This window comes from Ensifer sp. LC11 (assembly GCF_001695835.1).
Lineage (GTDB): Bacteria > Pseudomonadota > Alphaproteobacteria > Rhizobiales > Rhizobiaceae > Ensifer.
The window spans coordinates 64,166-78,928 of record NZ_MBSO01000013.1; the positions used below are offsets into that span (position 1 = coordinate 64,166).

Annotated in this window: 9 protein-coding genes and 1 tRNA gene; 6 read left to right on the plus strand and 4 right to left on the minus strand. The window is 62.5% G+C overall.

Features of this window, described 5'->3' with window-relative positions; all coding sequences use genetic code 11:
• Positions 1-132: 132 nt before the first annotated feature.
• Together BBX50_RS11740 and BBX50_RS11745 are read right to left on the minus strand one after the other, a co-directional pair.
• Positions 133-1,815, minus strand: coding sequence for an iron ABC transporter permease (locus tag BBX50_RS11740; protein ID WP_139108366.1), 1,683 nt, complete (start codon positions 1,813-1,815; stop codon positions 133-135).
• A gap of 91 nt (positions 1,816-1,906) precedes the next feature.
• Positions 1,907-5,590, minus strand: coding sequence for a PAS domain-containing sensor histidine kinase (locus BBX50_RS11745; protein WP_065775507.1), 3,684 nt, complete (start codon positions 5,588-5,590; stop codon positions 1,907-1,909).
• 230 nt (positions 5,591-5,820) lie between these two features.
• On the opposite strand from BBX50_RS11745, the gene BBX50_RS11750 reads away from it, so the two are divergent.
• The 3 genes from BBX50_RS11750 to BBX50_RS11760 all read left to right on the plus strand — a co-directional run bounded on the left by BBX50_RS11750 (position 5,821) and on the right by BBX50_RS11760 (position 8,661).
• Complete coding sequence (locus tag BBX50_RS11750; protein ID WP_065372771.1) at positions 5,821-6,270, plus strand: phasin; 450 nt, start codon at positions 5,821-5,823, stop codon at positions 6,268-6,270.
• 189 nt (positions 6,271-6,459) lie between these two features.
• A tRNA-His gene (locus BBX50_RS11755) sits at positions 6,460-6,536 on the plus strand.
• Positions 6,537-6,897: 361 nt separating this feature from the next.
• Positions 6,898-8,661, plus strand: a complete 1,764-nt coding sequence (locus tag BBX50_RS11760; RefSeq protein ID WP_065775508.1) for an adenylate/guanylate cyclase domain-containing protein — start codon at positions 6,898-6,900, stop codon at positions 8,659-8,661.
• A 38-nt stretch (positions 8,662-8,699) separates the two neighbouring features.
• On the opposite strand, the gene BBX50_RS11765 is transcribed toward BBX50_RS11760, so the two are convergent.
• On the minus strand, positions 8,700-9,581 hold the full coding sequence (locus BBX50_RS11765; RefSeq protein ID WP_065775509.1) for a LysR family transcriptional regulator: 882 nt from the start codon (positions 9,579-9,581) through the stop codon (positions 8,700-8,702).
• Positions 9,582-9,708: 127 nt separating this feature from the next.
• Between BBX50_RS11765 and BBX50_RS11770 the strand changes: the two genes are divergently transcribed.
• The 3 genes from BBX50_RS11770 (at position 9,709) to BBX50_RS11780 (ending at position 13,601) form a co-directional block, all read left to right on the plus strand.
• Complete coding sequence (locus BBX50_RS11770; RefSeq protein ID WP_065775510.1) at positions 9,709-11,205, plus strand: CoA-acylating methylmalonate-semialdehyde dehydrogenase; 1,497 nt, start codon at positions 9,709-9,711, stop codon at positions 11,203-11,205.
• A gap of 244 nt (positions 11,206-11,449) precedes the next feature.
• Positions 11,450-12,556, plus strand: coding sequence for a DUF898 family protein (locus tag BBX50_RS11775; protein WP_065775511.1), 1,107 nt, complete (start codon positions 11,450-11,452; stop codon positions 12,554-12,556).
• Positions 12,546-13,601: a M48 family metallopeptidase gene (locus BBX50_RS11780; RefSeq protein ID WP_065775512.1), complete on the plus strand. Its 1,056-nt coding sequence runs from the start codon at positions 12,546-12,548 to the stop codon at positions 13,599-13,601. The genes BBX50_RS11775 and BBX50_RS11780 overlap by 11 nt, the downstream gene beginning before the upstream one ends.
• A gap of 85 nt (positions 13,602-13,686) precedes the next feature.
• On the opposite strand, the gene BBX50_RS11785 is transcribed toward BBX50_RS11780, so the two are convergent.
• A complete protein-coding gene (locus tag BBX50_RS11785; RefSeq protein WP_065775513.1) occupies positions 13,687-14,727 on the minus strand; it encodes a Fe(3+) ABC transporter substrate-binding protein in 1,041 nt (346 codons plus the stop codon).
• Positions 14,728-14,763: the final 36 nt, after the last annotated feature.

The window sequence follows — 14,763 nt, forward strand, 5'->3', positions numbered from 1 at the left end:
TAGCAGGCATGATGTCGTTACTTCTCGAGCGCTTGTTGGTTCAGCAAATCAATTATCGAGGTGGCCTCCCAGCCACCTTTTTTTTGTGCCGTCGCTGGCGTCTCGGTCAGTGAGGCCGGCGCCGGATCGAGGTCAGGATCGGCGCTCGAGCGATCGCGACACGAGGATGACCGGGATCATTCCGGCGATGACGATGATCATGGCGGCGACCGAGGCGTCCTCGACCTTTGCCCGCGAGGCATCTTCATAAACGAGCGTCGCCAGCGTGTTGAAGTTGAAGGGCCTCAGCATGATCGTCGCCGAAAGCTCCTTCATGGTCTCAATGAAGACGAGCAGGGCGGCGGTCAGTACGGCCGGCCGCATCATCGGCAAAAGTACCGTGCGCAAGGTCTGCCCTCCGGTGCGCCCAAGCGCGCGCGCCGCCATGTCGAGATGCGGGGAAAGTTTCTGAAAGCCAGCCTCGAGCGTGCCTTCCGCCATGGTGAGAAAACGCACGCTGCAGGCGTAAATGATCGCAAAGCCGGTTCCGGTCATCATCAGGCCGGTCGAGATGCCGAAAGCGTCCCGCATGCTGGCATCGATCGTGTTATCAAGCGCGGCGAGCGGAAAGAGCACGCCGATCGCAAGCACCGTACCGGGCACGCCATAGCCGAAGGACGCGAGCCGTCCGGCGATATCGGTAACCCGCGAGCGTCCCGTGCGGGCAGCATAGGCGAGCACGAAGCCGAGCAGAACCGTGAACAAGGCAGTCGCACCGGACACCAGGATGCTGTGAAAGAGGGCGTTGAGGAGCCGCGGCTCGATGAACAGGTCGATGCGCTTGAGCGCAAAGTTGCCGAGGATCAGGAAGGGGACGGCGAAACCCGACAGGACAGGCAGAAGGCAGGCAAACATGGCTGCCCACTTCTTCCAGCCGGAAAGCGAGAGCCTTGCAGCGTCGTGGACGGCGGACGTCGTCTTTTGGCTGGAAAATCGCTGGCGCCGCCGCGCCGCCCGTTCGATCATCATCAGGCCGATGACGAAGACCAGCATGATGCAGGCGATCTGGGCGGCGCCGGCGAGGCTGCCGCGGTTCAGCCAGGTGTCGAAGATCGAGAAGGTGAGCGTCTGCACGCCGAGGAATTCAACCGCGCCGATGTCGTTGAGCGTCTCCATCGCCACCAGCGTCAGCCCGATCATGATCGCCGGGCGCGCCATCGGGATCTGGATGCGCAAGAACACCTTGAGCGGTCCGGCACCGAGCGTGCGGGCGACGTCGGCAGCCGCGCGGCCCTGCATCAGGAACATCGAACGGCAGGCAAGATAGATGTAGGGATAGAGAACCGAGCTCAGTACCAGCACGGCGCCGCCAAGCGAGCGGATATCCGGAAACCAGTAATCGCGGCTCGTCTTGAAACCAAAGATGGCGCGGATCAGCCCCTGCACCGGTCCGGTAAAGGTGAAGAGTTCGCCGAATGCATAGGCCGCGAGATAGGCGGGTATAGCCAGCGGCAGCACCAGGGCTGCGGAAAGGAAACGGCGCAGAGGAAACTCGCAGCTCGCCACCAGCCAGGCCGTCAGGATGCCGACGACGGCGGTCACCGCACCCGTGAGCAGGATGAGCAGAAGCGTTCGTCCCGTGGCACGGGGAATGACGTTTTCCATCAGATGCGGCCAGTCGGCACCGCCGCCCGAGATCGCCAGCCAGGCAATCGCGCTGATCGGCATCAGCACGATTGCCGAGGTCAATCCGGCCCAGAGCGCCAGCAGGGGATGGGAAAGACCGGTTCCCGCACGCGCGTGGCGGCGCTTGATGCTCTGAGACGTGGACTGCAATCGATCGATTCCGAAGCGGGATGCGGAAATGGCGCGCCGGCAGCCAGCAAACTGGCCGCCGCAAGTCAACATTTCCTTACAGCATTCGGCCTCAGTTCGCCAAGACGCGTTGTGAGGGGAAGGAGATTTCCACCAGCGTACCTTCGTTCGGCGCCGAGGTGATCGCAAAGTTCGCCCGGTTGGCTTCCGCCATCGCCTTGGTCAAGGGCAGGCCGAGGCCGGTGCCATCGCCGCGCTTGCGCGCACCCGTCGTCACCTGCCGGAACGGTTTCATGGCCTGTTCCAGCTCGCCACGCGTCATGCCGACACCGGTGTCGCGGATCCGCAGAATGACGCTGCCATTCCCCTCGTAGGAGGTCGATACGACAATCTGGCCGCCTGATGGCGTGAAGCGGATGGCGTTTGCCAGGATATTGAGGGCGATCTGCTTGATCGATCGGCCATCGGCAACGACATTCGGTACGGCTGCCGACAGCGAGGTGCGGATGATGACCCGCTGGCTGTTGGCCTGTGGCTGGACGAGCGACACGGCTTCCGAGACAGCATCGTTGATCTCGACTGCGCCGAAATCAAGCTCCATCTCGCCGGCTTCGATCTTGGAGATATCCAGGAGATCGTTGACGATGTCGAGCACATGGCGGCCCGAGCGGCCGATGTCGCCGGCATACTCGATGTAGCGCGGATGGCCGACAGGTCCGAAGTGCTCGCTGGCCATCATGTCGGAGAAGCCGATGATGGCGTTAAGCGGCGTGCGGATCTCGTGGCTCACGCGGGCAAGGAATTCGGTCTTGTGGGCGTTCGCCGTTTCCGCCGCGCGTTTGGCGTTCCGCAGCTCCTCTTCGGTGCGCTTCCACTGGGTGATGTCGCGGATCACGGCGCAGAAGCCGTTGGAGGCTGAAAGCCGGCCGATGGTCATGAACAGCGGAATGAAGCCGCCGCTCGCCTCGCGCCCGATGACCTCGCGGCCATCGTTCAGAACACTGGCCACGCCGTGCCCGGAAAGGCCGTGCAGATAGTCGATGACCGCCTTCTGGCTTTCATGCGCAAACAGGGCCGCGAAAGGCTTGCCTCGGATCTCGCCCTCGTCATAGTTGAACAGGGCGCTTGCCGAACGGTTCATCGAGCGGATGTCGCCGTCATGTCCGAGAATGACGACGCCGTCGGTCGCCGTCTCCAGGATCGACTTCATTTCGTCGATCTCGGTCTTCAGGCGGTCGATCTGTTCGCCGCCCGAGCGCGCCTCATCATCATTGGCGGGCTGGAAGCTGGCAACACCAGCCGGCGTCAGCGCCAGCATCAGCGCGCTCTTGCCGTCCCAGCGGATAGAGTGCAGGCGCGCGGTGACAGGACGCAGCTGCCCATCCTTGCGGATCAGCGTCATCGTGCCGTCGGGCTCCTGGTCGGTTGCCTCCTCGCCATTGGCAAACAAGGCATCGATGCCGCCTTCCCGCGCGAACTCACCGAGGTCGCCATAGGCGGTGAGCCGAAGGAATTCCGGATTGGCATGCAGCAGCCGGTCGCCGCGATGGACCAGCATGCCGATCGGCAGGCTGTCGAGGATCTCGCCGGTAAGGCCGATATCGGCCGTGTGGGGCTGGGCCTCCGTTACGCTTGTCGAAACGGCACTCGGCAGCGCAGGTGTTTCCGCATCGCTTCCGCTTGCCTGAACGGGCGATGCCTCTTCGATCTCCCGATTGTCAGCGGGCCTTTGCGACAACGTGACGTCTTCGCTTTCGGCCGGGGTGGGCATGCCGCCGGTCGCGTCCTCATCCGCCTTAACCGGCGACGCTTCCTCGGCCGGTTTACCGAAATTCTCGCCGAGCTGACGGGCGATCTCGCGAAACGCCGCCTGTTCCCCGCGGGTCAATCCGCTTGCACGGTGCTGGTCAAGCTCGATGATCTTGTCGGAGGTTCGCCGATCCTCCGTTTCAACGATGCGCAAGACCGGACGTTCCCCCTGGAAGGTGTCCGCAGCAGGAGTGATTCCATCGGAAGAGGGCTCGTCGGAGGAAACATCCCCGGTTGGTTCCGGTGCGCTTGGGAAGAGGGGTCGTCCTTCCGCCTCGGCGCCGTCGTCGCCGCTGGCAACATGTTCCATCGCCTGTTCCGGCGATTGCTGCCCGTCGGCCGGCGGAACGATCGAAGCCCTGACCTCAGTCGGCACGCCTTCAACCGGTGCGCCCTCAAGTGCAACGTCCTCAAGAGGGCCTTCGTCCCGTTCCGGCTGAAGCGCGTCTGCCGGTATCGCCACGTTCTCCAGCGCCTTTTCTTCAGCGCCGAATGACAAGCCGTTGGCATTCTCATCTTCGACGGCATCGGCGAGGCGCACGATGCCGAAACCGCGAAAGCCGTCGAACTCGCGTGACCGGGAATAGGTGGGCAATGCCGCAAGGTCGACAGGAACCTTGAGGCTGGTACCCTCAACGGGCCAGAAGATCGTCTTGCCGGACCAGGTATCGCGGCGCTGCAGCAGCGAATTGATCTTGTTTTCCGGATCAAGGCCGTAGCGGGCGGAGACGTCGGCAAAGGTGTTGCCGATGACATCGGCGGAGTGCGGGCCGACAGCGGCTGCGAACTCCTCGGAAATTTCGCTGAACCGGCCCTCCGCGTCGATCTTCCAGACGAAACGGACAGCCCGTGCGCCCGGCGTGAAGACGAAACCGGGTTCCACCGAAACGGTACTCACATCGGTTGTTTCGACGGCGTCTGCTGAAGCGGACGCTTCCAGGGCCGCGGGCGCATCGGTCACCGCCGGGACGACGTCGGTCGGCGGCGCTTGCTCGCCGCCATCGTCCACTGACTGGGCAGCGTCCGCTGCGACCGCCCTATCCGGCCCGTCCAACGGGGCAACCTGATCTGTCGCGAAGCCTGCCTCGCTTATGCTCTCGATCGCGCTATCGACCTCAGGCTCGACGTAGGCTGCATCGGGCTCGTCGGTGGTCTCGTGTTGCTCGACCTCAGCGGCGCTTTCGACCAATTCCTCTTCAGTTCCGTCAGAACTCGGGATTGCGGCGTTCGCCGTCTCGGTGCCCGGGCCGAGATCCAGAGCAGGGGAGGGCAGCCGAAGCTCTTCGGTTACCGGTACTGTTTCGTCCGGATCGAGCGTGCCGAGGATGGTTTCGACGGCAAACAACAGATGTAGCGACGGATCGTCGGCGATCTTGCCGACCGCCGCCGGCAGGTGCCCCTTCCGGGTGGCGACCGGGCGCTTGATCAGCCAGTCATGATCGCGGTCGACGGCGTCGACGAGCTGCTTGCGCGTCTCGTCCGACATGCCGAGATCAATAAATCCGGGTGAGTGCGCCACGATGCCGCCGTCGCCGTTAAGAACGGCCATGTGGGTATCCGGTCCGTCGAGGCCGGCGATCATGCGTGCCGCACGATCTTCCAGCGAAAGCGGCGCGCCCAAATGCGGGGCGGTAAAGAGCACGGCATCCTCATCCGGCCTGATCCGGATCATCTCCACGCTGACGTTGAGCGGCGTGCCGCGGAAGCCCGAGAACTTCCGGATCGAAAGCTGGCGGCGATCGCCGGCGCGCGTAAGCTGCGCGGCTGCGGCGCGCAACTGGCGCAGCGACAGGTCACGCTGATCCGGACCCGCATCAATGAAATCATAGATCGAACGGGCGCCGAAGAAGGCGGCGCCCTGATCGTTCGCCCAGAGAATGCGCTCGAAATCCCGTGAAAACAGGATCGCCGCATCGCCGCGGGCGAAATGCTCACGCACCCGCGCATGCACGGCGATATCGATGAAGGGATACTGTCTCGCGGGCATGAATGGGCCTATTGACGGATCACTTGCGGGTTAACACTCTATTAATACCCGGCCGGCCCGTAAGGGTCCAGCGAGGCCCGAAGCTTCATCACGCCTTTTACCGCGCAAGGTTAATGCTCAGGGTTTTTGTGCGCTGCACAATTTTATTGCAATGCACAAGCGGATCGATTATATAGTGCCCATCAATCAACGGCGCCTCAGAAGAGGGCCTGACACCAAGGAGCGCTTTCATGGCTACCAAGAAGACCGACGACGTATTTTCCCTTTCCTCGTTCGACCCGGCGAAGTTCACCGACAGCTTCCGCGATTTCGCGGAAAAGGGTGCCGCCCAGTCGAAGGACGCCTATGCCAAGATGAAGACGGCGGCTGAAGAAGCGACCAAGACCGTCGAAGCGACGCTTGAAAGCGCCCAGACCGGCACCGTCGAACTCGGCCTCAAGGCGATCGACGCGCTGCGCACCAATGCCGAAAATTCGCTGTCGCACATGGAAGCGCTGCTCGGCGTGAAGTCGCTCTCCGAGTTTGTCGAACTGCAGACGAGCTTTGTCCGCAAGCAGGCAGAACTCGCCGTCGAGCAGGCGAAGTCGATGCAGGAAGCCACCAAGAAGGTTGCCGAAAACGTTGCTAAGCCTGGCAAGGACGCCGCCGAAAAGGCGATGTCGTCCTTCAAGAAGGTCTAAGTCAGCCAGCCGCGCCGGCTGATCGGTGGCGACAGACTGCTATCGCCCTTGAGCTGCCGGCTGCGCATAAATCCAGAAGTCCGGATGGCTTGCCATCCGGACTTTTTGCAGGATAATCTCAAGTTTAGGCTTGCAATGCGGCGGAAGTCTCCGTATGTGAGCCGCCAAGCGACTGATGTCGCTTGATGTGCGGTTGTAGCTCAGTTGGTTAGAGCGCAGGTTTGTGGCACCTGAGGTCGTAGGTTCGATTCCCACCAACCGTACCATTTTTCCCTTATCCCATTGATGTTGAATGGCTTCTGTGAAGCTGTCGGCGCGAGCGTCGCGCGCTCAAATCAGCCTGGTCATGGCTCCATCATGGGACGGCTTTGAGCCATTTCACCGGGGTTGTCTCACTGCAACCCCGCGGCACCACGCCCTGTTCCTGCCTTCGTGATACCCAATTCGGACTAGTCAAAGCCACTGTCACAGTGCAAGCTGAACCGGCAATCGCGAGCTCGCTTGCCAGAGCTGGCGCGGCGATCCCCCGTGAGATGGCGCGCGCCCCGGCGGCTTCAGTTCGAATAGACATAGCTGCCTTCAGCCGGTAAAATTTCGCTACAGGATTCTCGGAAGGCGCCACGATCCATGGCCAACGAATCCATCACACGGCGGCTCGCCGCCATTCTTGCTGCTGATGTCGTCGGCTACAGTCGACTGATGGAGCGTGACGAGAAAACCACCTACACGCAGCTGATGACGCGCTGGAAGCAAGTGCTGGAGCCGCTCGTCGAGACCCACCAGGGCCGCATCTTCAAGACGACGGGCGATGGGGTTCTTGTCGAGTTCTCCAGCGCGGTCAACGCGGTGGAATGCGCCGCAGCGCTGCAGCGGGCGATGGCGGCCGCCAATTCGGAAATCCCGCCGGATGCGGCGATCGTCCTGCGCGTCGGCGTCAACATGGGCGATATCATGGTCGCCGACAGCGATCTCTACGGCGATGGGGTGAATGTCGCGGCGCGCATCGAGGCGCTTGCCAGGCCCGGCGGCGTGGCGATCTCGGACGGCGTTCATGAATATGTGCGTGGCCGCATCGATCTTGCCTTCGTCGACAGCGGTCTGCATGAGGTCAAGAACATCGAGCGCCCCGTGCATATCTGGAGCTGGTCGCCGGATGAATATGCCGACGCGCCGGTGAAGGTTGCCGCCGAAGCCCCGCCGCAGCTTCCCGCCCGACCTTCGATTGCCGTCCTGCCGTTCGACAATATGTCCGGCGACCCGGAGCAGGGTTACTTCGCCGATGGCATCACCGAGGACATCATCACCGATCTTTCGAAGGTGTCAGGCCTCTTCGTCATCGCCCGCAATTCCTCCTTCGCCTACAAGGGCAAGTCGCCGGATATCCGCAAGGTCAGCCAGGAGCTCGGCGTCCGCTATGTGCTCGAAGGCAGCGTTCGTCGCGCCGCCAACCGCCTCCGCATCAACGCCCAGATGATCGACGGCACGACGGGCGGTCATCTCTGGGCCGAGCGCTATGACCGAGGCATCGAGGACATCTTCGAGGTTCAGGACGAGGTAACCCGCACGATCGTCACCGCGCTCAAGGTGAAGTTGACCGCCGGCGAGGAAGAGCGGCGTGAAGGGCGCGGCAAGGTCGATCCGGAAGCCTATGACCTGCTCGTGCGCTCCCGCCAGGCCATTTTGCGTTTCGATGCGCAATCCTCCGCCGAGGCGCGCAGCATGCTCGAACGCGCGATTGCCATCGATCCGGGCGTTGCGGCGGCCTATGCGTCACTCTCGATCGTCGCCTTGACCGATTACATCAACCGCTGGAACGGCGGGACGTTCGACAATGTTTCGCGCGCCCTTGAGCTCGCCGAGAAGGCCGTCGACACCGACGACAACGAGGCTCATGCCCACCATGCCCTGTCGCTCGCGCTCTGCTGGGGACGGCGTTACGAGGAGGCGGAGGACGCGGCGCAGCGCATGCTCAAGCTCGATCCCAATTCCGCTGGCGGTCACACGGCACTCGGCTCGATCCGGGACTTCCAGAGCCGGTTCGAGGAGGCGCTGCCCTATTACACGCGGGCCCATAGACTTGATCCGCAGTTCGACCTCTCGCTGCACTTCCTGGGGCGGACCTTGCTCAACCTCGGTCGCTTCGACGAGGCTGAGATCGCTTTCAAGCGCCGGCTGGCGTTGGCGCCACGTTCGGACATGACGCGTTTCTATCTCGCCTGCCTTTACGGGCGTACCGGGCGCTCCGAAGATGCGCGGCGTTATTGGCACGAAGTCTTCGAGGTCAATCCGAGCTTCTCCATCGATCATTTCAAGCGGGCGATGCCCTACAAGGATCCGGCTGTACTTACCCGCCTGATCGACGGCTTGCGCGAGGCCGGAATCTCTCTCTGACCCTTGCCTTCCCGCGGACCGTCGCGGCCGCCGGCCGGTCAGATGAAGATCTGGTGTTCCGCCGTGACCAACTCCTGGAGGAAGGCCGCCACAGTGCGCACGCGCACGAGATCGCGCGCGCTTTCATGATAGGTGGTCCAGTAGGCGCGGCGAATGGTCGTGTCCGGCAGGATGCGTTTGAGTTCCGGTGTATGACGGGCAATGTAGTTGTGCAGGATGCCGATGCCGGCGCTGGAGCGCACGGCTTCGGTCTGGCCGGTGGCACTCGATATCTCGAAGGCTGCATCCCAGCTGCGCATGATCTCGGCGGAAAAGTTCAGCGACGGCGTGAAGATCAGGTCTTCGACGTAACCGATGCGGCGATGTCCCTTGAGGTCATCGATCGTCTGCGGCGTGCCGTGCTTTTCGAGATAGGCAGACGAGGCATAGAGGCCGAGCGTGTAATCGGTGAGCTTTGACGAGACGAGGCGCCCCTGTTCCGGCCGCTCGATGGTGATCGCGATGTCGGCCTCGCGCTGCGACAGCGAGAAGGAGCGCGGCACCGGCACCAGCTGCAGCTTCAGTTCCGGATAGCGGGCGGTCAAGCGCCCGAGGCGCGGCGCGAGGAACGAAACCCCGAATCCGTCGGGTGCGCCGATCCGCACCGTGCCGGCGATCGCCGTGTCGATCCGGCCGATCTGGGATTGGGCCGCGAGCATCTCCGTTTCCATCCGCTCGGCGGCCGCCAGGAAGATTTCGCCTTCGGCAGTCAGCTCGCAACCGTTTGGCCGTCGTACGAGGAGCCGCGTCTTCAAGGTTTCCTCAAGCGCCGTCACGCGACGGCTGAGCGTGGCGTGGTTGACACCCAGCCGCTTCGACGCGGCCAGGATCTGTCCGGTGCGCGCCACGGCTAGAAACATTCTGACATCGTCCCAGTTCATAGTGTTGCGGTCCTGTTCGCGCCGTTGGGCTTTAATTTCTGCACAACGGTTGCTGAATATCGGAAATTGATTTGTTGAAATCGTAGTGCGATCATGCCGCCACAATCAAGGTCTGGAGGAACCATTCATGTACGAACTCGGTCATTTCATCGATGGCAAGCGCGTCGCCGGCAAGAGCGGCCGCGTCAGCAACATCTTCAACCCGGCAACCGGCGAAGTGCAGGGCACTGTGGCGCTGGCGAGCGATGCGGAACTAGCGGCAGCCGTCGAAAGCGCCAAGGCAGCGCAGCCGAAGTGGGCAGCCACCAACCCGCAGCGCCGCGCCCGCGTCTTCATGAAGTTCGTCGAGCTTCTGAACGCCAACATGAACGAGCTTGCCGAGATCCTCTCGCGCGAGCACGGCAAGACGATCGAAGACGCCAAGGGTGACCTCATCCGCGGCCTCGAAGTCTGCGAATTCGTCATCGGCATTCCGCACCTACAGAAGAGCGAATTCACCGAAGGCGCCGGCCCCGGCATCGACATGTACTCGATCCGCCAGGCCGTCGGCATCGGCGCGGGCATCACGCCCTTCAACTTCCCGGCGATGATCCCGATGTGGATGTTCGCGCCGGCAATCGCCTGCGGCAACGCCTTCATCCTGAAACCGTCCGAGCGCGACCCGTCCGTTCCGGTCCGTCTCGCCGAACTGATGATCGAAGCCGGCTTGCCGGCCGGTATCCTCAACGTCGTCAACGGTGACAAGGGTGCGGTCGATGCGATCCTCACCCATCCGGATATCGCTGCCGTTTCCTTCGTCGGCTCGACCCCGATCGCCCGCTATGTCTATGGCACGGCGGCGATGAACGGCAAGCGCGCCCAGTGCTTCGGCGGCGCCAAGAACCACATGATCATCATGCCCGACGCCGACATGGACCAGGCCGCCAACGCGCTGATGGGCGCGGGCTACGGCTCGGCCGGCGAGCGCTGCATGGCGATCTCGGTCGCCGTCCCGGTCGGCGAGGATACCGCCAACCGCCTGATCCAGAAGCTGACCCCCATGGTCGAGAGCCTGCGCATCGGCCCCTATACCGACGAGAAGGCCGACATGGGCCCGGTTGTCACCAAGGAAGCCGAGCAGCGCATCAGAAGCCTGATCGACAGCGGTATCGAGCAGGGCGCCAAACTGGTGGTCGACGGCCGCGACTTCAAGCTGCAGGGCTATGAAAACGGCCACTTCATCGGCGGCTGCCTGTTCGACAACGTCACCCCCGACATGGACATCTACAAGACGGAAATCTTCGGACCGGTTCTCTCGGTCGTTCGCGCCAAGAACTACGAGGAAGCTCTCGACCTGCCGATGAAGCATGAATACGGCAACGGCGTCGCGATCTACACCCGTGACGGTGACGCTGCCCGCGACTTCGCCTCGCGCATCAACATCGGCATGGTCGGCGTCAACGTGCCGATCCCGGTTCCGCTCGCCTACCACTCCTTCGGCGGCTGGAAGTCCTCGTCCTTCGGCGACCTCAACCAGCATGGCCCGGACTCGATCAAGTTCTGGACCCGCACGAAGACCATCACCGAGCGCTGGCCCTCGGGCATCAAGGACGGCGCCGAATTCTCCATCCCGACGATGAAGTAACGGGACAACAGATCCTCCCGCCTCGGGGCCTCCTTCGGGAGGCCCTTTTTGTTGCATTAGAAGGTGAATTACAACTAATATGAGAGTGGGGGCCGGGAGTGCGCTGAGGCGTGTCCGGAACAGCCCTTGGGCGCACCGGTTCGAGGGGAACCATCCGGGCGATCCTTGTCAGTTAGGGCTTTCACACACGCGGCTCTGGCCGTTCGACCGGAAGTCGCAGGGTGATGGGTTGGGGAGACTCGTCATGGTGGCTACAGACGCCACGTCGTTTCCGGCTGCGCCGGCACAAGACGCTTCAAGCGATTTCCATCGGCTTTCATTCACCGGCAGCGGCAAGGAGTACTTCGGCATCTGGATCGTCAACGCGTTTCTGACGATCGTGACGCTCGGCGTCTATTCGGCGTGGGCGAAGGTCCGGCGCAACCGGTACTTCTACGGCAACACGGTGCTGCTCGGGCGTGCCTTTGAATACCACGCCACCGGCGGGCAGATCCTGATCGGTCGGCTGATCGTCCTCGGCTACTTGATCCTCTACAACGTCATGCTGATTTTCGTTCCGGTCGTCGGCATCATCCTCGGCCTGCTGCTGCTGGTCTTTGTGCCCTTTCTGGTCGCTCGCGGCTTGCGTTTCAGCGCCCGGGTGACGAGCTACCGCAACGTACGCTTCGATTTTGTCGGCCGCGCCGGCGGCGCCTTTCTCGCCTTCATCGTCGGACCAGTCGTCGCGGTGATCTCGTTCGGTATCCTGGCGCCGCTCGCCAGCCGTTGGGCCTGGCGTTACATCGGCAGCAACATGCGCTACGGCGACCGGGCATTTGTGACCGAGCCACGCCTCGCGGACCTCTACAAGACCTGGGCTCTCGTTGCCGTCATGGTGGTCGTGGGGCTGCTGGTATTCTTCTTCTTCGCGTCCCTCACCTTATCAACGCTTGTCGTTGCGCCCGGCACTGGTCTTGGCCAAATGCCGAGGCTCCAGTTCGGTTCCTACGTGTTCGGCATTCTCACCTACCTTGTCGGCGCTGCGCTCTTTACCGCAATCGGATTGTTTTATCGCGCAGGGATCCGCAACGCCGCCTGGTCTGCGACGATCTTTGATCGCAAGCACAGGCTATTGAGCAATATGTCGCGCAGTGACTACGCCTGGGTCGTCATTTCAGGCTTCGTGGTCACCATTTTGACGCTTGGCCTGATGCGTCCCTGGGCGGCGGTGCGCGTCGCGCGTTACGTCAACGACCACACGGCGGTACGGTTCAACGGCAATGTCGGCGAAATATTTGACCGTATTGAAGCGCAGGGCTCCGCCGTCGGTGCCGAGTTCATGGATATCGAAGGCTTCGACATTGGCTTCTGAGGACAGACTGATCGCGATCGGCGAATGGCACCCGGCCGGCTCCAGCCGGTCGGTGCCGTCAAGGCTTGTCGACGATGGTGCAAACATCGTTGCACGCGACGAGGCAGGTGGCGCGCTGGCGTGCGCGGACCTTGCCGCTATCGAGATATCGCCGCGTGTCGGTGCCATTCCTCGTCGCGTCGCGTTTCCGGACGGTTCGCTGTTTGAAAGCGCCGACAATGATGCGGTCGATCGTTTCCTGAAAGGCAAGGGCAGGTCCGGTTTCATAAACGAGCTGGAACGCTTCCACCCGCGTCTCATCGCTGTCGTTGCCGCGACGGTGCTTTGCGGCATTGCCATTTATCGCTACGCCGTCCCTGCTCTCGTCGAAGTCGCGGTGCTCGTTACCCCGCCGATCGTGCCGAAAATCATGTCGGCGAGCACGATTGAAACGATGGACCGTATGCTCTTTGACAAAACGCAGCTGACCTCGGAGCGACAGGACAACATCCGAGAAGGCTTCAAGGCGATTGCTGCCCTTTCGAGTCGTGGCGACGCCGGCTACACCCTCAACTTCCGCAAGGGCGGCGTGGCCGGGCCCAACGCCTTTGCGCTTCCGGATGGCACGCTGGTCGTCACGGACGAGCTCGTCGAGCTTGCCGGCGACGATACCGAAATGATCGTCGGCGTGCTGGCGCACGAGATCGGCCACGTCGATCTCGAGCACAGCCTGCGACAGATCTATCGCGCCGCAGGCATTGCCGGTCTCATCATGATGATCGGCGGCGACGTCGGTTCGGGTACGGAAGATCTGCTGGTGCAGGGCGCGGGCCTTCTTTCGCTCTCCTATTCGCGCGGTGCCGAAAGCGCTGCCGACAGGCACTCGGTCGAGCTGATGCAGAAGGCGGGCAGGGATCCGACGGCGATCGCCCGCTTTTTCGACGTGCTCGAGGAAAAGCTCGATGATCACCTCGACACCAGCATTCTGTCGACCCATCCCGGCACGCCGGAGCGGCGCAAGGCGATCCTCGACTATGCCGCCGAAGTGCGCGCCAAGGCCCAATGAGCTGCGGCGCTTGCCGCGCCTCGTACCTCAAACGAAAACAGCGGGCCGCTGGCCCGCTGTTCGCATGGTGCAATCCGACTTGCGATCAGTCCTGCGGGCCGTCGTTGTAGCCGACCTTGTCGACCAGTTCCGAAGCCTTCTTGCGGTTCGCTGCGATGTCGGCGAGCGGCAGTTCGTCCGGCTTGATCGTGCCGAAGGACTTGACGACGTCAGACGGTTCGGCGCCTGGCAGAACAGGATATTCGAACACCTGTTCGGCATAGATCTTCTGGGCTTCGCCTTCCGACAGGAATTCCATCAGCTTCAGCGCATTGTCCTTGTTCGGGGCGTTCTTGGCGAGCGCCATGCCCGAGATGTTGACGTGCGTGCCGCGGTCTTTGGCGTTCGGGAAGAGCACCTTGATGGCGGCAGCCCAATCCTTCTGTTCCGGCTCTTTCTCGTTGGTCAGCATCAGACCGACATAGTAGGTGTTGCCGAGCGCGAGGTCGCATTCGCCGGCGAGGATCGCCTTGGCCTGGTCGCGGTCGCCACCGTCGGGCTTCTTGGCGAGATTGTTCTTGAGCCCGGTCAGCCACTTTTCGGCCTCGGCTTCACCATGGTGGGCGATCATCGAGGCGAACAGGCCGATGTTGTAGGAGTGCTGGCCGTCGCGGGTGCAGATCTTGCCCTTCCACTTGGGATCGGCGAGCTCTTCATAGGTGATGTCGTCCTGGGCGACGCGGTCCTTGGAGGCATAAACGACGCGGCCGCGGGTGGTCAGGCCGAACCAGTTGCCTTCAGGATCACGGAAATGCGCCGGAATGTCCTTGTTGATCGTCTCGTTGGCCACAGGCTGGGTGACGCCGGCATCCTTCGCCTCGGTCAGGCGGCTGATGTCGACGGTCAGGATCACGTCGGCGGGTGAATTGGCGCCTTCGGCCTGGATGCGTTCGACGAGGCCCTTGTCGAGGAAGAGCACATTGGTGGTGATGCCGGTTTCCTTGGTGAAAGCGTCGAGCAGCGGCTTGATCAGGTCGGGCTGCCTGTAGGAGTAGATGTTGACTTCACCGTCTGCCCAGGCGGCGGTCGTGGCAAAGAGGGTTGCCGTCAGGGACAAAACGCCCATTGCTGCTCTTGAAACGGACATCGCTTCCTCCATTTTCTCAGTTGAGCTAAGTTAACA

Coding starts and splice junctions, on each gene's coding strand:
- BBX50_RS11775 (WP_065775511.1), top strand. CDS start 11,450: ATGGTGGCTACAGACGCCACGTCGTTTCCGGCTGCGCCGGCACAAGAC.
- BBX50_RS11765 (WP_065775509.1), bottom strand. CDS start 9,581: ATGAACTGGGACGATGTCAGAATGTTTCTAGCCGTGGCGCGCACCGGA.
- BBX50_RS11750 (WP_065372771.1), top strand. CDS start 5,821: ATGGCTACCAAGAAGACCGACGACGTATTTTCCCTTTCCTCGTTCGAC.
- BBX50_RS11760 (WP_065775508.1), top strand. CDS start 6,898: ATGGCCAACGAATCCATCACACGGCGGCTCGCCGCCATTCTTGCTGCT.
- BBX50_RS11745 (WP_065775507.1), bottom strand. CDS start 5,590: ATGCCCGCGAGACAGTATCCCTTCATCGATATCGCCGTGCATGCGCGG.
- BBX50_RS11785 (WP_065775513.1), bottom strand. CDS start 14,727: ATGTCCGTTTCAAGAGCAGCAATGGGCGTTTTGTCCCTGACGGCAACC.
- BBX50_RS11770 (WP_065775510.1), top strand. CDS start 9,709: ATGTACGAACTCGGTCATTTCATCGATGGCAAGCGCGTCGCCGGCAAG.